The sequence below is a fragment of the Enterococcus sp. AZ156 genome (genome assembly GCF_051714165.1).
GTDB lineage: Bacteria > Bacillota > Bacilli > Lactobacillales > Enterococcaceae > Enterococcus_B > Enterococcus_B pernyi.
On sequence record NZ_JBIORI010000001.1, the window covers coordinates 2824957 to 2846404 of the forward strand.

Consider the following 21448-nt stretch of genomic DNA (forward strand, 5'->3'; position numbering starts at 1 on the left):
GGCTACTCCTCCGTTCCTTTTTGAGTTTCAAAAATCTCTTGATATACCTGATTGTTTGCAACGAGTTCTTCATGCGTTCCTTCACCCACTAGTTTTCCTTCATCTAGTACCAAGATGCGGTCTGCTTTGACAACAGAAGCAATCTTTTGAGCGATAACGATCGTTGTCGTGTCTTTTAACTCACGATCAAGGGCTTCGCGAACCAGTTTTTCTGAACGGGCATCTAATGCACTGGTACTGTCATCTAGAATCAGGATTTTTGGCTGACCGATCACACCACGTGTGATAGATAAACGTTGCTTTTGTCCACCAGAAAAGTTACTACTACGTTCTTCGACTGGTGCTTCATAACGATCAGCTAATTTCTCGATAAATTCTTTGGCTTGAGCGATAGAAGAAGCATTTTCCATATCCTTTTCTGTTGCATTCTTGTTCCCTTGACGTAGATTCTGGGCAATCGTGCCTGAAAAAAGAATCGCTTTTTGTAAAACAAACGAGACGGTTTTTCTTAAACTATGTTCATTCACTTGTCGTAGATCAACACCACCAACTTCTACTTTCCCTTCCGTTGGATCGAACAAGCGTGGAATCAATTGTGCTAAAGTTGACTTTCCTGCTCCAGTTGCCCCAACAATACCAACCATTTCACCAGGCTCGATCGAAAAAGTGATATTTTTGAGTGTATCTGCATCATCACCAGGATAACGGAAAGACACGTTTTCAAAACGAACAGAACCAGTCAATTCTTGTTCAGGTACATCTAGATAAGTTAAATCTGGTTCAGTATCTAAGATCTCTTTGATCCGTTTCAAGGAAACAGCGGCTCTTGAGGTCATCATCATCATCATACCGCCGATGATGATCGCCATCATGATCTGCATCAAATAGTTCATAAATGAAGCAATACCACCAATCAGGGTTGGATCATCTTTTGCAAGATCACTGACGAAGAAGATTGCTCCCACCACAGCTAAGTTCGCAGCTAACATAAATGAGGGGATCATGACTGAAAATAATGTTCCAACAATGATATTGTGCTTCGTTAAATCTTCACTGACTTTACTAAATTCATTCAACTGATTTTCTTCTTGGACAAACGATTTGACTACTCGAATCCCCATTAGATTTTCTTTTGCGATACTATTAACTTTATCGATCAGTTTTTGGATGATCATAAAGTGCTTGCCCATACGTGTAAAGGACAGTGCTGTGATCAAGAATACAGTAACGATCAAAAGAACGATGATCCACCACAACTGAGGCATTGTTGCCATCGCAAGAATAAATGCACCAATAAACAGAAACGGTATACGGAACAAAGATTGCAAAGAAATCATAACTAAGTTTTGGATCTGCGTAATATCGTTCGTTAAGCGCACCACTAAATTTCCAGCAGAAAACTGTTCAATATTACCAAATGAGAAGGTCTGGATCTTGCGAAACGCTTCCTCCCGGATATCTGCACTGACACCCTGTGCGACTTTAGCAGAAAATATCGTGTTCGTGACTCCAGCTGCTAAACCTAGGAGTGCTAAACTAATCAAAGAAATGCCAATCGTGCGCATTTCATCGCTGTCTTCTGTAATGATTGCTTCTAATACTTGTTGCAACAACTTAGGTTGCCAAAGCGTAGCTGTCACCATAAGTGCGACAGAAAGCAAAGAAACAAAAACAGCTAATCGATAGTTTTTTGCATGTTTTAAAATAAGCTTCATATTTGTGACTTACACCTCTCTTTTTTTATAATAAATCGTCCTATTTTATAATTCGTAAAAATAGACCGACTAACAATTTACCATGTTTGAAAAAAGAAATCAACCTGTAATTTTTTAACGCTGGAACTACTTTTATAATAGAAAGAAACTTTAAAGTATCTGTTTTTAAATACACCTTCTTTCTTCTTGAGTTTATCTTCCTCTCACTATAAAAGGTACGTTATAGAATTCTTCTTTATTATGCTTATTTCCAATCCGTTTAGCACCTATCTTGCTCGCCACAATAAAAAAGAAGTGATCTTGATCGATCACTTCTGCATTTCTTCTACCATTCATAAGTAGACTTATTCTCGTTCTCTTGTCCAAGGGAGATCTAAAGATAAACTAGCGGCAAATTCTTTATAGGCTGTTCTTTCTTTCTGTCTTGTAGCACGGCGTTCCTCGTACCCACTGCAAACTAATTGCTCTTCCTCGGTTTCAGGAATGACATGTGGCGCCGTAAATTCTTTTTCAAGGTTCATATGTGAAGGAACCGCAACGAATGTCGTAAAGCAAGTAGCAGCCAAATAGCGTTCACCTGTCGTTAAATTTTCACCGATGATCTTCACAAAAACCTCCATTGATTTCTTATGGGCACCGGACACATAAGATTCCACGCAAACGGAATGATTTTCATGCAAAGGCTTCAAAAAATTCAAACTATCTAAAGAAGCAGTGACTGCCCCTCTGCGACAATGACGGGTGACCGAAATCGATGCTGCATCATCGATCATTGCCATTAGTTTCCCTCCAAAAAGATACCCAAATGGATTCAAATCAAAGGGAAAGATCCGATGTGTTTGGATAACCATCGAGTCTTTGCAATACTTTGTTTCTTCCATACGGTGTCAGCTCCTTTTGTTGAACAACCAAGCGAGCGCTCGTTGGATCCATTGATCCCAAAAAATCCAATCATGTTCCCCAGGACCATGTTCAAATGTCACATCGATGTTGTTTTCTTTTAAAATTTCTGCCATTTCTTGGTTGGCTTGATAGAGAAAATCGGATTCACCACAAGCAAGATACATACGTGGTGGTTCTTTGTCACTTTTTGCTAAGGTTTCAACAAGGTAAGCTGGATCATTTACTGAACCTTGAATGCTATCTAGTGGACCAAAAATCCCTTCCCAGAACTTGGCTTGACGGATCATCAATAAATCGTCCATTCGATTACCAACCGACACCGCACCTGAGAGAGAAATAATAGCTGAGAAACGTTCGGGCTTTGCTAACCCCAATTTCAACGCACCATATCCACCCATTGAAAGACCAGCTGCATACGTTTTTTCTCGTTTCGTTGTCAGTTGTGGGAACAATTCGTGACAGATTTCTGGTAATTCTTCTGAGATAAACGTCCAGTACTTCATATCATACGTTGTGTCTGTGTACCAACCTAAATCCGTTGATGGCATGATGACGGCTAACCCGTAATCCGCCGCATATCTTTCAATGGAAGTCCGCCGTTGCCAAACACTATGATTACCTCCCATACCATGTAACAGGTAAAGCACTGGAACATCCGTCATATTTGCCGACGTACTTGTCCCAATCACTTTTTTGGTTGTCTGAGGTAAGATCACATTTAGATTGACTTCCATTTCTAATACGTTTGAATAAACATTTGCTTGGATAAATGCCATATGTTTTTCGCCTTCTTTACTTTATTCAGATCGTTTTTCTGACAACAATCTGTAAATTTACTTGTATTCTTTTATTGTAGCATTTTTTTGACGAATTAAAAATGTTAGCCCTAGCGCGATGATGACTAATAATAAGCCTACCAGATAGACTTGGTGTAACCCATGATACAAAATTTCTCGTAATGGTGTTAATATTTCTGCGTCAATCATTTTTGCTGTTTGTGGATTGACTAATTTGTTCATGATGTCCGGATCGTCTGTCAATTGTTTGGCAGCAAGTTCAGCTTGCGTGACTCGGTTGATCAATAATCCAAAAACTGCGACCATCACTGTTTGCCCAATGGTGCGGACTAACGTATTAAACGAAGTGGCAACACCCATTTGTTCTGAAGGCACACTGTTTTGTGCGCTGACAGTCGATGTTGTCATTGTGATTCCTAAGCCGACACCGATGATCGTTGAAATCAGGAAGAACCATAAAAAATTACTTTGAAATGGCATCAGCCAAAGTCCTGCACCACCGACAATGGTGATGAACAACCCGATACGTAACACTCGATAGGTGGTCATCTGGGTCATCCACTTACTTGCTAAGAACGAACCAACCATCCAAACAAGAGAAAGTGGTGCCAAAACTAATCCACCAATTGCCGCATTAAGTCCTAATACTCCTTGCATCCACATTGGGATATAGACATCGATCCCCATTAAAAAACCACTTGCTAAAGCTGCTGCTGCATTCACAACGACAAAAAGCGGGTTTTTGAATAGGTGAAGCATGATGACAGGATCTTCTGCTCGTTTTTCGACGAACAGGAATAAGAAAAAGAATAAAACACTACCTATTAATAATCCCAACACAAATGGTGTCAGCCCTTGATCACCTAGTAATTGAAAACCTAGTAACAGCAAAACCAACGTAAACATCAAACTAAAACTACCTTTAAGATCCATTGGTTTCGCTTCACGAGTTGTTTTTGGTTCATTGAGATAGAGCCAAATCAGCACCATCAGTAATAACCCGATCGGCACATTGATGAAAAAAATCCAGTGCCAACTCAATGCTTCTACAATAAACCCACCAGCTAATGGACCAAACACACTAGCGATTCCCCAAGCTGAACTATTCAACCCTAACACTTTTGCTCGTTTTTCAATCGTGTATAAATCGCCAATGATCGTCAATGCGACTGGCATCATTGCTCCTGCACCCATCCCTTGAATTGCCCGCGAAATAATCAAGCCAAGCATAGATTGAGAAAGCCCACAAAAAAGTGAACCGATAATAAATAATAGCGTACCGAAAATAAAAATCGGTTTTCTTCCAACTTTATCTGCAAGTTTCCCATAGATGGGTGTCAACATGGCATTCGTCAATAAATAAATCGAAAACACCCAGTTCATCATTTCCATGCCGTGCAGTGAACCAACGATCGTTGGCATTGCAGTCGTAACGATTGTCCCCTCAATCGCCGTCATAAATGTAGCGATGAACACGCAGATCGTTACGACTTTCACGTTTGTTTTTCTTTCCATTCTCAAGCCCACTCCTTATCGTAACTTCCGTTATTTAAATGGCATCATCTGCCTAATAAACTTCGACTCTGCTAAAAAAGCCAAAATACTCTAAAAGTAGCATAAGCTACTTTCGAATATCCCGGCTTACTGGTCTACATTTGATGTGTGTCACACGCAGCGAACACATTCAATTCAAACATAAATTATTTAGCTAAACTAGCTTTTAATGCATCTACTTTATCTGTTTTTTCCCATGGCAAGTCAACATCTGTACGTCCAAAATGACCATATGCAGCTGTTTGTTTATAGATTGGACGACGCAAATCAAGCATTTCGATGATTCCCGCAGGACGTAAGTCAAAGTTTTCTCTTACCGCAGCAATCAACGCTTCTTCTGGCACTTCTGCCGTTCCAAAGGTATTGATTGAGATCGAAACAGGTTGAGCGACACCGATTGCATAAGCCAATTGGACTTCTACTTTACGAGCAAGTCCTGCTGCTACGATATTTTTCGCAATGTAACGTGCCGCATAACTTGCTGAACGGTCAACTTTCGTTGCATCCTTCCCAGAGAAAGCACCGCCGCCATGACGGGCATATCCACCATACGTATCAACAATGATTTTTCGTCCTGTCAATCCAGCATCTCCTTGAGGTCCGCCGATCACAAAACGTCCAGTAGGGTTAATATAATATTTTGTTTGTTCGTCCAGTAGTTCTGCTGGAATAACTTCTTTGATCACTTTTTCAATGACATCTTGACGAATCGTTGCATTATCAACTGCATCATCATGTTGTGTCGAAATAACGATCGTATCAACTCTTTCTGGTTGTCCTTGGTCATTATATTCTACAGTGACTTGTGATTTTGCATCTGGGCGCAAATATGTTAATTCTTTTGATTTACGCAATTCAGCTAAACGTCGTACTAAGCGATGACTTAAGGCAATTGGTAATGGCATCAATTCTGGTGTTTCGTCCACTGCAAAACCAAACATCAATCCTTGGTCACCAGCGCCGATTTCATCTAATAAATCTCTTTCTTTTTCGTCACGGATCTCAAGTGCTTCATCCACCCCTTGAGCGATATCTGGTGACTGCTCGTCAATTGCTGCCAATACTGCTACAGTGTCACCATCAAAGCCGAACTTTGCACGAGTATAACCAATCTCTTTGACTGTCTCACGTACTACTTTTTGGATATCCACATATGCTGTTGTAGAGATTTCGCCAAATACTAAAACTAGCCCCGTCGTTACAGACGTCTCACAAGCTACTCTTGCATTTGGGTCTTGTTCTAGGATCGCATCTAAAATCGCATCACTGATTTGATCAGCGACCTTATCCGGATGTCCTTCTGAAACAGATTCTGATGTAAATAAATGTCTTTCTACCATAATTATGATTCCCCCTAGTTAAATTCGGTTACAAGGCATCTCCGTTCGTACGGATCCTCTCGGGAACTTGCAACGAGTCAAGTATAGCAGATAAACAGATTTTACGCTCGTTTTTTCGTAGTTCTTTAGAAAAAAAATGGCAACTTTCAATAATAAGCGACATTTAACCTCAACTGAGTTAGCAAGCTGACGCAAAAGCTTTTTACCTATCTTTTATTATACTAGTTTGCCTATCCTTTTGATTATTTTGTCACCGTGACTTGCTTTTTACATTTGGTTTTCTTACTAACGGAACATTGATTTTTGACCGCCGATGCCTGTTTGCTGCGATGAATCATTGTAGCAAATTGGTTGGTCAAAGGAGCCGAAGCACCTGTTGCGACTCCAGCAGGCGTCAGCTGGGATTGAGAAACTTTAGCAAACGAATCGACGGTTGACTGACTCTCTACCTGATAGGAACATGTTTTGGATTCGATGCCAATCCGTTCGCAAATGTGACTTTCTATTTCTTTATTCTTTTCTACAAGGCAAGCAATAAAATATTTAGCCATTTCTTTTGCTACTGGGATCTTGATATATGGCAGTCTTTCTTCTAGCATTTTTAGTTCATTGACGTTGCTTTGCAATTCTTTGTATAAATCAGAGGTTGCTATCACGCAGATTTCTTTGCCTAATAATGTACCTGTTGGTCCCACAGATTGTATGATTTTTCCTTTCAGAAAGCAATCAAAAATAAGCGGGATTCTCCCCCCATTATTCATTATTTCATCAATATAAAGATCATTACCAAATAAGATGCGTATATCTCCGTAGCGAGAGTATTTATGTAAATCTCCATTTCCTGCCTCACTTTGTTTCGATTGATTTTTTCGATAAATATAATACCCAAAGAGATAGTCAAAATTTAAGTTCCATTCTTGATTATCTCCCTTCATGGCTTCAACAAATCGACGTTTCATCTCTAAAGATGCGAGGTCTTGCACTTCCGTATTCCATTTAGGCGTTATTCGATCCGATAGCTGTAAATCAAATAGATCTTTTTTACAATAGAACAATGCCACTCTTAGTGCAGCTTCCATTTCAATGATCCCACAATTACCTGTTGTTTGAGGTGCGAGTTTTATCGTTGGGATCTCCTTGAATCTATGTGAGAGTGATTCGATTCGTTTTAATATCCCATAGGGTTTAAATTCATAAAAATCTCGCGCAGAGAACAGCACTCGGCTGAACTCTTGGATTTTATCCATCGGTATTTTAACGTAAGATAAAGCACCAGTTTTCAGTGTTTCTTCTTTATCTACTTGCATCACCATGAACTCATTTTCTCTCTTATATACAATCAAACCTGATATGTGTCCATTTCTTACCGGATCTAGCGTCTTAAAACAAGCTGGAATCAGTAAAAAGTCGGTTGAATCATTATTTCGTAATTTTTCCAACATACTTTGAATACTATTTGCCTGTTTTAGTTGATTCAGTTCGTTTGATTGGTTTAAAGAAGCAATAATATTTGCTTGCCTTTTTTCATCGATAAAAAAACCATCTTTATCAGTTTCGATCATTTTGATATAGGTCGAAAAAAGTAATTCATAAACCTCTGGAAAAAGAAAACTATCATCATTTCTTTTTAACGATAACGTTAAAGCGAGCATGTCCATCCTTCTTTTAAAATCCTGTTTTTGCTTTTGTTTCAATTCTTCTTTTTTAATAAAATTACTCCGATCTTTTTGTTCTAAGTTCATTGGTAGAACCTTTTGCCATTGACTTTCTCTTTTCAAATCGGACTGCTTTCTTTGCATCATAATCCGCCGTTTTATTTCGCTGTTGATATCGTCATATCGGTCATCCAACCTTGAAAGGATACGTTTTGTCATTTCTTTTGCTACAGGACTTTTGATCATTGTTAACCGATCTTCATACATCTGCATCATTATTCCATCAAGATAGAGTGTTTCTGTTAACTTTTTGAATTTGACTTGAGTAAGCACTTGATCATACAGTAACGCTGTCGGCTGAACTGCCCATTCAAGTCTATTTTTTAGGATTGCTTCGTTTGAGGTTTGATCTTTTCCATTTGTAGCGATCATTGTAAGGATATAAGGGTCCCTAGCAAAAATATTTTGTATACTTCTGTTCCACCATTCATGTTGGTTATTACTCGGTAAGAGTGGATTTATCCTCTTCTCCCCTATCCGATATAAGTAATAGTCAAAAACATGATCAAATACTTCATTCCACGTTTTATTCTCTCCTTTTACTGCTTCAAGAAATCTTTTTCGCATTTCTAGATTCGCCTGATTGACAAAAGGATTCCATACAGGCGTTACTTTTCCAGCAGTATCCAATGAAAAGATATCGGTTCTGCAATGAAACAATAGGACTTTTAATGTATCTTCCACTTCCTTCGTTTTGCTATGATCCATTCCTTGTCTTCCTATTGTTAAAGCAGGGATTACTTGGAAGCCCTCAGAGAGCAACTCGATGTCCTTAAGTAAAGAAAATGGTCTGGGATTTAAAGAGTCCCGTTCAAAATAAATGATTTTACTTAGCATTTCTGCCTTTGCTACTGGAATCTTCGCATAAGATACTTGACCACTACTGAACTGTTCTTCGCTATCTACTTTGACCACAATCAACTTATTTTCTTTCTTATAAACAATCAATCCAAAAAACTGTGGAGAAACATGTTCATCTTCAACTAGATTCGTCAATACGGAAAAAAGCATAAAATCAGTTGGATCATCGCTCCTCATTTTTCCAAAAGCCTCCCAAAGCAAGGTATGATTCTTGTATGTAAGAAAATCCTGTGATCGTTGCAATGACTCAACCACTTTTGATTGTTTTTGTTTCTCTAAAAAAAAATGGTCAACATCGGTCTCGATCATTTTTTTGTAGGTCGAAAAAAGCAACCTATATTTTTCTAGTGAAATTAACTTTCTATCTTCGTTTAATGATAATGTCGTCGCTAACATGTCTAATCTTTTTATAAAATCATTTTTATTTCCACTCGTTTCTCTAGTTACCTCATTCACTATGCTACCTCCAATGATTCTATTATTTACATACTCATCCACCTCTAAGAGTATAGTATTTCCGCATTTAAATTTTTCCCACTTATTTTGAAATCACGAAAAAGTGCTTTTTCATAACATCTTAGCTCGCCATAAGAATCACCTCATATCAAACTAGTAGCTATGACCAAAGTGCTGTAAGCGGATATGAGCAAGCTATTTAAATAGTTTTTTTAGTAAAAAATATAAAAACAACTCGCTTTCACTTGGCATAAATTCAGTTCAAACTCATTCATGGCTCTCGTCGAATACCAAAAAAGAGCAATACGTCGATTATGCAGTCTGAACCGCCCCCAAAAGTTAGACCAAAAATCTATTTTTTTGGTGATCACTACAAAAATCATTCAAACCAATTTAGTAAAAAAGAGCAAAAAAAAAGATACTCTCAAAAGTATCTTCGATGACCCGTACGGGATTCGAACCCGTGTTACCGCCGTGAAAGGGCGGTGTCTTAACCGCTTGACCAACGGGCCAGGTAAAAATATGAAAATAATGGGCCTAAATGGACTCGAACCATCGACCTCACGCTTATCAGGCGTGCGCTCTAACCAGCTGAGCTATAGGCCCATAAAAACTAAAGCGGGTGACGAGAATCGAACTCGCGACAACAGCTTGGAAGGCTGTGGTTTTACCACTAAACTACACCCGCAGTATGGCGCGGGACAGAATCGAACTGCCGACACATGGAGCTTCAATCCATTGCTCTACCAACTGAGCTACCGAGCCAAACGGTTCCGACGGGAATCGAACCCGCGATCTCCTGCGTGACAGGCAGGCATGTTAACCCCTACACCACGGAACCAATGTTTTTAGTTTTTAATTGCGGGAGCAGGATTTGAACCTACGACCTTCGGGTTATGAGCCCGACGAGCTACCAGACTGCTCCATCCCGCGATAATATAAAAAAGGAGGATAAGGGATTCGAACCCTTGCACGGTTTTACCCGCCTGACGGTTTTCAAGACCGTTCCCTTCAGCCGGACTTGGGTAATCCTCCAATATAAAGCTAATGACCCGTACGGGATTCGAACCCGTGTTACCGCCGTGAAAGGGCGGTGTCTTAACCGCTTGACCAACGGGCCAGATAAAAATGAAACGGAGAAGGAGGGATTTGAACCCTCGCGCCGGTTTCCCGACCTACACCCTTAGCAGGGGCGCCTCTTCAGCCACTTGAGTACTTCCCCAAAACCATTAAGATTTTGAATAAATGGGCCTAAATGGACTCGAACCATCGACCTCACGCTTATCAGGCGTGCGCTCTAACCAGCTGAGCTATAGGCCCATAAAAACTAAAAGCGGGTGACGAGAATCGAACTCGCGACAACAGCTTGGAAGGCTGTGGTTTTACCACTAAACTACACCCGCGTGGCGGTCCCGACGGGAATCGAACCCGCGATCTCCTGCGTGACAGGCAGGCATGTTAACCCCTACACCACGGAACCAATGTTTTTAGTTTTTAATTGCGGGAGCAGGATTTGAACCTACGACCTTCGGGTTATGAGCCCGACGAGCTACCAGACTGCTCCATCCCGCGATAATATGAAAAGGAGGATAAGGGATTCGAACCCTTGCACGGTTTTACCCGCCTGACGGTTTTCAAGACCGTTCCCTTCAGCCGGACTTGGGTAATCCTCCAATATGAAATACAACGTCGCTATGGACCTTGTAGGACTCGAACCTACGACCGGACGGTTATGAGCCGTCTGCTCTAACCAACTGAGCTAAAGGTCCAGGCTCTTAAATAATCGCGGCGGAGGGGATCGAACCCCCGACCTCCCGGGTATGAACCGGACGCTCTAGCCAGCTGAGCTACACCGCGAAAAAAAGTATTCATTATTTAAATGAAATGGAGCCTAGCGGGATCGAACCGCTGACCTCCTGCGTGCAAAGCAGGCGCTCTCCCAGCTGAGCTAAGGCCCCTTGAAACTATTTACTAATCGGGAAGACAGGATTCGAACCTGCGACCCCTTGGTCCCAAACCAAGTGCTCTACCAAGCTGAGCTACTTCCCGTAAAACTAACGCGCCCAAGAGGAGTCGAACCCCTAACCTTTTGATCCGTAGTCAAACACTCTATCCAATTGAGCTATGGGCGCATATTTGTAATGCCGAGGACCGGAATCGAACCGGTACGGTGATCACTCACCGCAGGATTTTAAGTCCTGTGCGTCTGCCAGTTCCGCCACCCCGGCGCGTAGTACATTGGCAAAGCGGAAAACGGGGTTCGAACCCGCGACCCCCACCTTGGCAAGGTGGTGCTCTACCACTGAGCTATTTCCGCGTATTTACGATGCCGGCTAAAGGACTTGAACCCTCGACCCTCTGATTACAAATCAGATGCTCTACCAACTGAGCTAAGCCGGCGTAAAAAAATAGAAACAATCATATGATGCGGGTGAAGGGACTTGAACCCCCACGCCGTAAGGCGCTAGATCCTAAATCTAGTGCGTCTGCCAATTCCGCCACACCCGCAAAAATATGAGCCGTACAGGGCTCGAACCTGTGACCCTCTGATTAAAAGTCAGATGCTCTACCAACTGAGCTAACGGCTCATATGGAGGTTAACGGGATCGAACCGCTGACCCTCTGCTTGTAAGGCAGATGCTCTCCCAGCTGAGCTAAACCTCCAAAGATAACAAAGCGTGGCGGCGTCCTACTCTCACAAGGGGCAACCCCTCACTACAATCGGCGCTAAGAAGCTTAACTTCTGTGTTCGGCATGGTTACAGGTGTATCCTTCTCGCCATCGCCACCACACTTGGTGTTATCTATATTGAGTAAATCTTGTTCACTCAAAACTGGATTTGAAGTATTAGTAAGAAACTCTCCGAGTTTTTCATTTTATTTTGGTTAAGTCCTCGATCGATTAGTATCAGTCCGCTCCATACATCACTGTACTTCCACTCCTGACCTATCTACCTGATCATCTCTCAGGGATCTTACTTTCTTAAAGAAATGGGAAATCTCATCTTGAGGTGGGCTTCACACTTAGATGCTTTCAGCGTTTATCCCTTCCCTACATAGCTACCCAGCAATGCCCTTGGCAGAACAACTGGTACACCAGCGGTAAGTCCATCCCGGTCCTCTCGTACTAAGGACAGCTCCTCTCAAATTTCCAACGCCCGCGACGGATAGGGACCGAACTGTCTCACGACGTTCTGAACCCAGCTCGCGTGCCGCTTTAATGGGCGAACAGCCCAACCCTTGGGACCGACTACAGCCCCAGGATGCGACGAGCCGACATCGAGGTGCCAAACCTCCCCGTCGATGTGGACTCTTGGGGGAGATAAGCCTGTTATCCCCAGGGTAGCTTTTATCCGTTGAGCGATGGCCCTTCCATGCGGAACCACCGGATCACTAAGCCCGACTTTCGTCCCTGCTCGACTTGTAGGTCTCGCAGTCAAGCTCCCTTCTGCCTTTACACTCTTCGAATGATTTCCAACCATTCTGAGGGAACCTTTGGGCGCCTCCGTTACTCTTTAGGAGGCGACCGCCCCAGTCAAACTGCCCATCTGACACTGTCTCCCACCACGATTAGTGGTGCGGGTTAGAGTGGCCATAACGCAGGGGTAGTATCCCACCAGCGCCTCCATCGAAACTAGCGTTCCGATTTCTACGGCTCCTACCTATCCTGTACATGCGGTACAGACACTCAATATCAAACTACAGTAAAGCTCCATGGGGTCTTTCCGTCCTGTCGCGGGTAACCTGCATCTTCACAGGTACTAAAATTTCACCGAGTCTCTCGTTGAGACAGTGCCCAAATCGTTACGCCTTTCGTGCGGGTCGGAACTTACCCGACAAGGAATTTCGCTACCTTAGGACCGTTATAGTTACGGCCGCCGTTTACTGGGGCTTCAATTCGTACCTTCGCTTACGCTAAGCACTCCTCTTAACCTTCCAGCACCGGGCAGGCGTCAGCCCCTATACTTCATCTTACGATTTTGCAGAGACCTGTGTTTTTGATAAACAGTCGCTTGGGCCTATTCACTGCGGCTGATCTGACGATCAGCACCCCTTCTCCCGAAGTTACGGGGTCATTTTGCCGAGTTCCTTAACGAGAGTTCTCTCGCTCACCTTAGGATTCTCTCCTCGACTACCTGTGTCGGTTTGCGGTACGGGTCGTTGTTTTCTCACTAGAAGCTTTTCTCGGCAGTGTGACGTCAGGAACTTCGGTACTATTATTTCCCTCCCCATCACAGCTTGTCCTTAAAGTTAGAAGCATTTGACTCCTATCAAGACTTACTGCTTGGACAGACATTTCCGATCGTCTGCATTCCTTAGCCTCCTGCGTCCCTCCATTGCTCAAACAAAAACAACGAGTACAGGAATATCAACCTGTTGTCCATCGCCTACGCCTGTCGGCCTCGGCTTAGGTCCCGACTAACCCTGGGCGGACGAGCCTTCCCCAGGAAACCTTAGTCATTCGGTGGACAGGATTCTCACCTGTCTTTCGCTACTCATACCGGCATTCTCACTTCTAAGCGCTCCAGCAGTCCTCACGATCTACCTTCAACGCCCTTAGAACGCTCTCCTACCAATACACCTAAAGGTGTACTCCACAGCTTCGGTAATATGTTTAGCCCCGGTACATTTTCGGCGCAGGGTCACTCGACTAGTGAGCTATTACGCACTCTTTAAATGGTGGCTGCTTCTAAGCCAACATCCTAGTTGTCTGTGCAACCCCACATCCTTTTCCACTTAACATATATTTTGGGACCTTAGCTGGTGGTCTGGGCTGTTTCCCTTTCGACTATGGATCTTATCACTCACAGTCTGACTCCCGGATATGAATGAATGGCATTCGGAGTTTATCTGAATTCGGTAACCCGAGATGGGCCCCTAGTCCAAACAGTGCTCTACCTCCATCATTCTCAATTCCGAGGCTAGCCCTAAAGCTATTTCGGAGAGAACCAGCTATCTCCAAGTTCGTTTGGAATTTCTCCGCTACCCACACCTCATCCCCGCACTTTTCAACGTACGTGGGTTCGGTCCTCCAGTGCGTTTTACCGCACCTTCAACCTGGACATGGGTAGATCACATGGTTTCGGGTCTACGACTACATACTCAAACGCCCTATTCAGACTCGCTTTCGCTGCGGCTCCGTCTCTTCAACTTAACCTCGCATGCAATCGTAACTCGCCGGTTCATTCTACAAAAGGCACGCCATCACCCATGAACGGGCTTTGACTTGTTGTAGGCACACGGTTTCAGGTTCTATTTCACTCCCCTTCCGGGGTGCTTTTCACCTTTCCCTCACGGTACTGGTTCACTATCGGTCACTAGGGAGTATTTAGCCTTGGGAGATGGTCCTCCCGGATTCCGACGGAATTCCTCGTGTTCCGCCGTACTCAGGATCCTCCTAGGTGCCTTCCAAATTTCATCTACGGGGCTTTCACCCTCTCTGACTGACTTTTCCAAGTCATTCGACTATCTGAAAGAACTACCATATTGGAGTCCTACAACCCCAATGAGCAAGCTCATTGGTTTGGGCTTTTCCCGTTTCGCTCGCCGCTACTCAGGGAATCGAATTTTCTTTCTCTTCCTGCAGGTACTTAGATGTTTCAGTTCTCTGCGTCTACCTCGTATACGCTATGTATTCACGTATACGTAACATCCTATAAAAGATGCTGGGTTCCCCCATTCGGAAATCTCTGGATCATAGCTTACGTACAGCTCCCCAAAGCATATCGGTGTTAGTCCCGTCCTTCATCGGCTCCTAGTGCCAAGGCATCCACCGTGCGCCCTTATTCACTTAACCTTATCAACCTTGCGGTTGGGTTTTGATCTTTCTTCTAGCGATAGAAGTCCAATCAAGAAAAATAAGCAATTGAACTTATTAAAAAACTCATTCAACGCGGTGTTCTCGGTTTGTATTACTTACATTTTTACTTCAATATCCAGTTTTCAATGAACAAAATTTTGAGAGTAGACCTCTCAAAACTGAACAAAGTATCGACAAACGTGTGTAGTCTCCGTAATATTCCTTAGAAAGGAGGTGATCCAGCCGCACCTTCCGATACGGCTACCTTGTTACGACTTCACCCCAATCATCTATCCCACCTTAGGCGGCTGGCTCCAAAAAGGTTACCTCACCGACTTCGGGTGTTACAAACTCTCGTGGTGTGACGGGCGGTGTGTACAAGGCCCGGGAACGTATTCACCGCGGCGTGCTGATCCGCGATTACTAGCGATTCCGGCTTCATGTAGGCGAGTTGCAGCCTACAATCCGAACTGAGAGAAGCTTTAAGAGATTAGCTTAGCCTCGCGACTTCGCGACTCGTTGTACTTCCCATTGTAGCACGTGTGTAGCCCAGGTCATAAGGGGCATGATGATTTGACGTCATCCCCACCTTCCTCCGGTTTGTCACCGGCAGTCTTGCTAGAGTGCCCAACTAAATGATGGCAACTAACAATAAGGGTTGCGCTCGTTGCGGGACTTAACCCAACATCTCACGACACGAGCTGACGACAACCATGCACCACCTGTCACTTTGCCCCCGAAGGGGAAGCTCTATCTCTAGAGTGGTCAAAGGATGTCAAGACCTGGTAAGGTTCTTCGCGTTGCTTCGAATTAAACCACATGCTCCACCGCTTGTGCGGGCCCCCGTCAATTCCTTTGAGTTTCAACCTTGCGGTCGTACTCCCCAGGCGGAGTGCTTAATGCGTTAGCTGCAGCACTGAAGGGCGGAAACCCTCCAACACTTAGCACTCATCGTTTACGGCGTGGACTACCAGGGTATCTAATCCTGTTTGCTCCCCACGCTTTCGAGCCTCAGCGTCAGTTACAGACCAGAGAGCCGCCTTCGCCACTGGTGTTCCTCCATATATCTACGCATTTCACCGCTACACATGGAATTCCACTCTCCTCTTCTGCACTCAAGTCTCCCAGTTTCCAATGACCCTCCCCGGTTGAGCCGGGGGCTTTCACATCAGACTTAAGAAACCGCCTGCGCTCGCTTTACGCCCAATAAATCCGGACAACGCTTGCCACCTACGTATTACCGCGGCTGCTGGCACGTAGTTAGCCGTGGCTTTCTGGTTAGATACCGTCAAGGGGTGAACAGTTACTCTCACCCTTGTTCTTCTCTAACAACAGAGTTTTACGATCCGAAAACCTTCTTCACTCACGCGGCGTTGCTCGGTCAGACTTTCGTCCATTGCCGAAGATTCCCTACTGCTGCCTCCCGTAGGAGTTTGGGCCGTGTCTCAGTCCCAATGTGGCCGATCACCCTCTCAGGTCGGCTATGCATCGTGGCCTTGGTGAGCCGTTACCTCACCAACTAGCTAATGCACCGCGGGTCCATCCATCAGCGGCACCGTAAAGCGCCTTTCAAAACGAAACCATGCGGTTTCGATTGTTATACGGTATTAGCACCTGTTTCCAAGTGTTATCCCCTTCTGATGGGCAGGTTACCCACGTGTTACTCACCCGTTCGCCACTCCTCTTTTCCCGGTGGAGCAAGCTCCGGTGGGAAAAGAAGCGTTCGACTTGCATGTATTAGGCACGCCGCCAGCGTTCGTCCTGAGCCAGGATCAAACTCTCATAATATGCTAGTTCCTCACAGCGAAAGCTGATGTGGAACTGTAGTTCGAAATTTACTTTCGAACATCATATAGTTCATTTGTTAAGCTCAATTGTTTGCTAGCATATTGCTTGCTTGTTAAAAATGTTTGTTGTCTTGAATTGAATCAAGACGCCCTACACATTTGGTTTGTCTTACTTTGTTCAGTTTTCAAAGGTCTACGTGATAATTGAAACACAACTGCCTCAACTTATCGTTTGTGATTGCCGTAGCAACTTTTATATCTTAGCAAACTCTCGGATGATTGTCAACTATTTTTTAAAAGTTTTTTTGAACTCGTTTTTCACGAGGTCGTTTTAGCAACTCACTTATCATAACTCATCGTTTGTTATTTGTCAACAGTTAATTTTGTTTTTTTCTTTGCGAAATCAACGTTTATCTATTGTCGTTCACAAGCGACTTGGTTATCTTATCATGTGTTGCCCCACACGTCAAGAACTTTTTTATGATCATTCAGAAGTTATGAAACTTAACTTTTGAACAAATAATAATATACCAACTAAAATCTTATTGGTCAACGAATTTTTTTGTGTTTTTTCAAGTTTTTTAGTTATACGATTAATATGATAAAAAGCGATATAAACATTCGTTTTTTACATGGTATAAAGAGATTGAAAACCTTTATCTATATAAATCATTCGCCATTGCAACTGTGCTGAAACTTCTATAAAGCAGACCCATTTCTAATGGTTCCGTTTTCTTTTTTTATAGCTATCTTATCCCTTGCCATAACTTTCTCTGAATTGGTTCATTGATACGCATTTACTTAAAAATTAGTTTCAATAAAGTCTTAAATATAGAACCAGATTTCAAGCAAAGTTATCTTATTTTTTCTCTAAAAAATAAACCGACAGCAGCTAGAAATAAAAATCATTTCTGGCTATTGTCGGTTTGGTTCCCTGAACAGGTTGTTTCTATTTATGTCTCAGATTTAACGCATGGTTGGGAACAGTAATACGTCACGGATCGATTGAGCATCGGTCAATAGCATGACTAGACGGTCGATTCCGATACCTAGTCCGCCAGTTGGTGGCATACCATATTCTAGCGCTTCTAAGAAGTCTTCGTCTAAACCATGTGCTTCATCGTTTCCAAGCTCGCGTTCTTTTTCTTGCGCTTCAAAACGTTCTCTTTGATCGATTGGATCATTCAGCTCAGTAAAGGCATTAGCAAATTCTTTACCTGTGATGAACAATTCGAAACGGTCAGTAAAACGTGGGTCTTCAGGATTTTTCTTCGCCAATGGAGAAACTTCTACTGGATGTCCATAGACAAAAGTAGGTTGCACTAAGGTTTCTTCCACAAACGCTTCAAAGAATTCATTGATGACGTGACCAACACCCATTGCTTCTGTCACTTCAACTTGGTGTTCTTTTGCAATCGCTAGTGCTTCTTCTAAGGTCATTTCTTTCCAGAAATCAACACCTGTATGCTCTTTGATTGCATCGACCATATGCACACGTTTGAAATCACTCTCTAAGTCAACTGCTTGACCTGCATAAGTGATTTTAGCTGTTCCTAATACTTTTTCAGCTGCATTACGGATGATACCTTCTGTCAAGTTCATCACATCTTGAAAATCAGTATATGCAGTGTATGCTTCAAGCATCGTGAACTCAGGGTTATGGGTCGTATCGATTCCTTCATTACGGAATACACGGCCGATCTCATAAACTTTTTCCATACCACCAACGATCAGACGTTTCAAATGAAGTTCTAGCGCAATACGTAGATATAGATCCATATCTAACGCATTGTGATGTGTGATAAACGGACGTGCTGCTGCTCCACCGGCTTCATTATGCAAGACTGGTGTTTCAACTTCGATATAGCCGTTCCCATCTAAATAGCGACGGATCTCACTAATGATTTGACTGCGTTTCATGAAGCGGTCAAAACTATCTCTATTACTTACTAAATCAAGGTAACGCTGTCTGTATCGTTGCTCGATGTTCGTTAATCCATGATATTTATCTGGTAATGGACGAAGTGCTTTTGATAAGATGACGATTTCAGAGGCTTTGATCGATACCTCACCTGTATCAGTTTTCATGATTTCTCCAGTTACGCCAAAGAAATCTCCTAAGTCAGCATGTTTGAATACTTCATAAGCTTCTTCACCTACTCGGTCTTTGCGTACGTAGATTTGGATTTGGCCTTCTCTGTCTTGCAGATGGGCAAATCCAGCTTTACCTTTTCCACGGCGTGTCATCATACGGCCAGCAACACTCGCTGTCAATGCCATCTCCGCCAATTCTTCTTTTGTACGTGGATCAAATAATTCGTGCAATTCTTGGGAATTATGTGTACGCTCAAATCGCTTACCAAATGGATCGATCCCATTTTCTCTCAATTGCTCCATTTTTTCACGACGAACAATCATTTGATCGTTTAAATCTTCTAATTGATTTTGTTGTTCCTCAGTCACAAAAGTTCCTCCATTCTCATCTTATTCTCTTCCTTATAATGCCAATGAAACGCAAAAAAAGCAAGCCGAACTTAGTGTTTCGGCTTGAATTTCGCAAAAAACTTAGAATAACTTCCTAAGATTGAAGTGATAATTTTTCACTTTTTTCAACCAATTGGTCAAGCAGTTCATTGATTTCATGCTGTTTCTCAGTCTTATTGATCGCTAATTTGATCTTGGCTGCACGTGAGATACCTTTTAGATAGTAGGAAGCGTGAGTCCGAAACTCACGACAGGCGATGGTTTCTCCTTTTAAATCAACTAAACGTTCTAGATGTAATTTTGCAGTAGCGATTTTTTCGCGTGCGGTTGGTTCCGGAATCAGCTCTCCAGTTTCTAAATAATGTTGTGTCCGATGGATCATCCAAGGATTCCCTAAAGCAGCGCGGCCGATCATGACGCCATCGGCACCCACGTATTCCAACATGCGTTTTGCATCTTCTGGCGTTTTGACGTCCCCGTTCCCCATAAAAGGGATCGTTAGATGTTTTTTGACTTCCTTTAACACTTCCCAATTGGCTTTTCCTTCATACATTTGCACACGTGTTCGTCCGTGCATGGCTACTGCACCGGCTCCAGCTGCTTGAGCGGCTAATGCGTTTTCGACAGCAAAAACATGTTCTTCGTCCCAACCAATACGCATTTTCACAGTAACTGGCACATCAACTGCCGATGCAACTGCATGAACCATTTCATAGACTTTATCAGGATCTAATAACCATTTTGCACCTGCTTCAGCTTTGATGATTTTATTGACTGGGCATCCCATATTGATATCAATGATATCTGCTGTAGTATGTTTCTCAACAAACTGTGCTGCTTCTACTAGTGTGTCTTTGTTCCCACCAAATATTTGCAAACTTAATGGATGCTCCGTTTCGTCGATATGCAGCATTTCCAATGTTTTTTTGTTGCGGAAATGAATACCTTGGTCACTGATCATCTCGCAAACGACCATTCCTGCACCAAATTCTTTGACGGTTACACGAAATGCGGCGTTCGTGATCCCTGCCATTGGTGCTACAACAACGCGATTCGGTATTTCAACGTTCCCGATTTTCCATGTGTGATCCACTTATAATCCTCCCAAGGCTTCTGTCTTCAATGCTGCTAGGTCATCTTCTGTGTAGGTATACTTACTATTACAAAATGAGCAAACTGCTTCTGCGCCATGGTCTTCATCGATCATTGCTTGGATTTCTGCTGCGCCTAAAGCAATGATTGCTTCGCCAAACTTTTCTTTCGAACAATCACATTTAAACTGCACAGGCATTTTTTCTAGTACTTGCAATTCGTCTGTTCCTAACAATCCATGCAAGATTTCTTCAGGTGTCAACCCTTCATCTAAGAGTGTAGAAATACGTGGTGTTGTTTTCAGTTGCTCTTCGATTTTCACAATCGTTTCTTCGTCTGCTCCTGGCATGATCTGGATCATAAAACCACCCGCTGTTTTGATGGTATCATCCGTATTGACTAAGACGCTTAGCCCTACAGCTGAAGGGATTTGTTCTGAAATCGCTAAATAGTACGTGAAATCTTCAGCTAGTTCACCAGATACAATCGGTGTTTGTCCTGAAAAAGGTTCTTTTAACCCTAGATCTTTTGTCACACTGAACATCCCTTGTGTCCCTACTGCTCCACGTACATCGATTTTTCCTTCTGCGTTCAGCGGTAAACTCAGGTGTGGATTTTTGATGTACCCTTTGACATCACCTTTACCATTCGCATCAACAACGATCCCACCTGCAGGGCCATCGCCTTGGATGCGTACTGTTAATTTGTCTTCTCCTTTAACTGTCGCACCTAGCAGCAGACTGCCAACTAATGCACGGCCTAATGCTGCTGATGATGTATGCCAAGTATCATGGCGTTGCTGCGCTTCTGCGACAGTATTGGTTGCACGAACAGCATATGCTCGAACAAACCCGTCATTGGCTAATGCCTTTACTAAATAATCTTCCATTTGTATGTAACCTCATTTCCCGATTTTAAAACTCATAGTGAATCATACTAGTAACT

9 protein-coding genes, 25 tRNA genes, 3 rRNA genes and 1 riboswitch are annotated in these 21448 nt (G+C 43.0%); all 37 genes read right to left on the reverse strand.

Going from position 1 to position 21448, the window contains the following annotated elements; genetic code table 11:
• Positions 1-2: 2 nt before the first annotated feature.
• The 37 genes from IGJ95_RS13330 to hslO all read right to left on the reverse strand — a co-directional run bounded on the left by IGJ95_RS13330 (position 3) and on the right by hslO (position 21392).
• A complete protein-coding gene (locus tag IGJ95_RS13330) occupies positions 3-1715 on the reverse strand; it encodes an ABC transporter ATP-binding protein (protein ID WP_062806054.1) in 1713 nt (570 codons plus the stop codon).
• A 344-nt stretch (positions 1716-2059) separates the two neighbouring features.
• Positions 2060-2596 (reverse strand): acyl-CoA thioesterase, encoded by a 537-nt coding sequence (locus IGJ95_RS13335; protein WP_438762107.1) that lies wholly within the window; start codon positions 2594-2596, stop codon positions 2060-2062.
• 6 nt (positions 2597-2602) lie between these two features.
• Positions 2603-3394: an alpha/beta hydrolase gene (locus IGJ95_RS13340; RefSeq protein WP_034689792.1), complete on the reverse strand. Its 792-nt coding sequence runs from the start codon at positions 3392-3394 to the stop codon at positions 2603-2605.
• A 57-nt stretch (positions 3395-3451) separates the two neighbouring features.
• Positions 3452-4930: an MDR family MFS transporter gene (locus IGJ95_RS13345; protein ID WP_065096702.1), complete on the reverse strand. Its 1479-nt coding sequence runs from the start codon at positions 4928-4930 to the stop codon at positions 3452-3454.
• A 185-nt stretch (positions 4931-5115) separates the two neighbouring features.
• Positions 5116-6309, reverse strand: a complete 1194-nt coding sequence (gene metK / locus IGJ95_RS13350; protein WP_010734128.1) for a methionine adenosyltransferase — start codon at positions 6307-6309, stop codon at positions 5116-5118.
• Positions 6307-6387, reverse strand: a riboswitch (SMK box riboswitch). (Overlaps the previous gene by 3 nt.)
• Positions 6388-6551: 164 nt before the next feature.
• A complete protein-coding gene (locus tag IGJ95_RS13355; protein ID WP_153830589.1) occupies positions 6552-9341 on the reverse strand; it encodes a hypothetical protein in 2790 nt (929 codons plus the stop codon).
• A gap of 440 nt (positions 9342-9781) precedes the next feature.
• Positions 9782-9853: transfer RNA gene (locus IGJ95_RS13360), tRNA-Glu, on the reverse strand.
• Positions 9854-9873: 20 nt separating this feature from the next.
• A tRNA-Ile gene (locus IGJ95_RS13365) sits at positions 9874-9947 on the reverse strand.
• 11 nt (positions 9948-9958) lie between these two features.
• Positions 9959-10029: transfer RNA gene (locus IGJ95_RS13370), tRNA-Gly, on the reverse strand.
• A gap of 4 nt (positions 10030-10033) precedes the next feature.
• A tRNA-Phe gene (locus tag IGJ95_RS13375) sits at positions 10034-10106 on the reverse strand.
• Between the two features lie 3 nt (positions 10107-10109).
• Positions 10110-10182 (reverse strand) — tRNA-Asp (locus IGJ95_RS13380).
• Positions 10183-10200: 18 nt separating this feature from the next.
• Positions 10201-10274 (reverse strand) — tRNA-Met (locus IGJ95_RS13385).
• A 12-nt stretch (positions 10275-10286) separates the two neighbouring features.
• Positions 10287-10376, reverse strand: a tRNA-Ser gene (locus IGJ95_RS13390).
• 13 nt (positions 10377-10389) lie between these two features.
• Positions 10390-10461: transfer RNA gene (locus IGJ95_RS13395), tRNA-Glu, on the reverse strand.
• A gap of 14 nt (positions 10462-10475) precedes the next feature.
• Positions 10476-10563 (reverse strand) — tRNA-Ser (locus IGJ95_RS13400).
• A 24-nt stretch (positions 10564-10587) separates the two neighbouring features.
• Positions 10588-10661, reverse strand: a tRNA-Ile gene (locus tag IGJ95_RS13405).
• Between the two features lie 12 nt (positions 10662-10673).
• Positions 10674-10744: transfer RNA gene (locus tag IGJ95_RS13410), tRNA-Gly, on the reverse strand.
• 1 nt (position 10745) lies between these two features.
• Positions 10746-10821: transfer RNA gene (locus tag IGJ95_RS13415), tRNA-Asp, on the reverse strand.
• A gap of 18 nt (positions 10822-10839) precedes the next feature.
• Positions 10840-10913, reverse strand: a tRNA-Met gene (locus tag IGJ95_RS13420).
• Positions 10914-10924: 11 nt separating this feature from the next.
• Positions 10925-11014 (reverse strand) — tRNA-Ser (locus IGJ95_RS13425).
• A gap of 22 nt (positions 11015-11036) precedes the next feature.
• Positions 11037-11110 (reverse strand) — tRNA-Ile (locus IGJ95_RS13430).
• Positions 11111-11124: 14 nt separating this feature from the next.
• Positions 11125-11198, reverse strand: a tRNA-Met gene (locus tag IGJ95_RS13435).
• Positions 11199-11226: 28 nt separating this feature from the next.
• Positions 11227-11299, reverse strand: a tRNA-Ala gene (locus tag IGJ95_RS13440).
• Positions 11300-11316: 17 nt separating this feature from the next.
• A tRNA-Pro gene (locus IGJ95_RS13445) sits at positions 11317-11390 on the reverse strand.
• A gap of 9 nt (positions 11391-11399) precedes the next feature.
• Positions 11400-11473, reverse strand: a tRNA-Arg gene (locus IGJ95_RS13450).
• Between the two features lie 10 nt (positions 11474-11483).
• Positions 11484-11569: transfer RNA gene (locus IGJ95_RS13455), tRNA-Leu, on the reverse strand.
• A 17-nt stretch (positions 11570-11586) separates the two neighbouring features.
• A tRNA-Gly gene (locus tag IGJ95_RS13460) sits at positions 11587-11658 on the reverse strand.
• A 10-nt stretch (positions 11659-11668) separates the two neighbouring features.
• Positions 11669-11741: transfer RNA gene (locus tag IGJ95_RS13465), tRNA-Thr, on the reverse strand.
• Positions 11742-11767: 26 nt separating this feature from the next.
• Positions 11768-11849: transfer RNA gene (locus IGJ95_RS13470), tRNA-Leu, on the reverse strand.
• A gap of 7 nt (positions 11850-11856) precedes the next feature.
• Positions 11857-11929, reverse strand: a tRNA-Lys gene (locus tag IGJ95_RS13475).
• A gap of 3 nt (positions 11930-11932) precedes the next feature.
• Positions 11933-12005: transfer RNA gene (locus IGJ95_RS13480), tRNA-Val, on the reverse strand.
• A 12-nt stretch (positions 12006-12017) separates the two neighbouring features.
• Positions 12018-12133, reverse strand: a 5S ribosomal RNA gene (rrf, locus tag IGJ95_RS13485).
• A gap of 89 nt (positions 12134-12222) precedes the next feature.
• Positions 12223-15137, reverse strand: a 23S ribosomal RNA gene (locus IGJ95_RS13490).
• Positions 15138-15367: 230 nt separating this feature from the next.
• A 16S ribosomal RNA gene (locus IGJ95_RS13495) occupies positions 15368-16928 on the reverse strand.
• Together the 16S, 23S and 5S rRNA genes with 25 tRNA genes alongside form the textbook arrangement of a ribosomal RNA operon.
• Before the next feature lie 965 nt (positions 16929-17893).
• On the reverse strand, positions 17894-19390 hold the full coding sequence (gene lysS / locus IGJ95_RS13500) for a lysine--tRNA ligase (protein ID WP_010734126.1): 1497 nt from the start codon (positions 19388-19390) through the stop codon (positions 17894-17896).
• Positions 19391-19505: 115 nt separating this feature from the next.
• The gene (gene dusB / locus IGJ95_RS13505) at positions 19506-20504 is read right to left on the reverse strand and encodes a tRNA dihydrouridine synthase DusB (RefSeq protein WP_010734125.1); all 999 of its coding nucleotides are present in this window, start codon (positions 20502-20504) and stop codon (positions 19506-19508) included.
• Complete coding sequence (hslO, locus tag IGJ95_RS13510) at positions 20505-21392, reverse strand: Hsp33 family molecular chaperone HslO (RefSeq protein ID WP_010734124.1); 888 nt, start codon at positions 21390-21392, stop codon at positions 20505-20507. It lies immediately after the preceding gene.
• Positions 21393-21448: the final 56 nt, after the last annotated feature.

Excerpts from the sequence above, each read along its gene's own strand:
- IGJ95_RS13330 (WP_062806054.1), bottom strand. The coding sequence starts at position 1,715 with ATGAAGCTTATTTTAAAACATGCAAAAAACTATCGATTAGCTGTTTTT.
- IGJ95_RS13335 (WP_438762107.1), bottom strand. The coding sequence starts at position 2,596 with ATGGAAGAAACAAAGTATTGCAAAGACTCGATGGTTATCCAAACACAT.
- IGJ95_RS13340 (WP_034689792.1), bottom strand. The coding sequence starts at position 3,394 with ATGGCATTTATCCAAGCAAATGTTTATTCAAACGTATTAGAAATGGAA.
- IGJ95_RS13345 (WP_065096702.1), bottom strand. The coding sequence starts at position 4,930 with ATGGAAAGAAAAACAAACGTGAAAGTCGTAACGATCTGCGTGTTCATC.
- metK (WP_010734128.1), bottom strand. The coding sequence starts at position 6,309 with ATGGTAGAAAGACATTTATTTACATCAGAATCTGTTTCAGAAGGACAT.
- hslO (WP_010734124.1), bottom strand. The coding sequence starts at position 21,392 with ATGGAAGATTATTTAGTAAAGGCATTAGCCAATGACGGGTTTGTTCGA.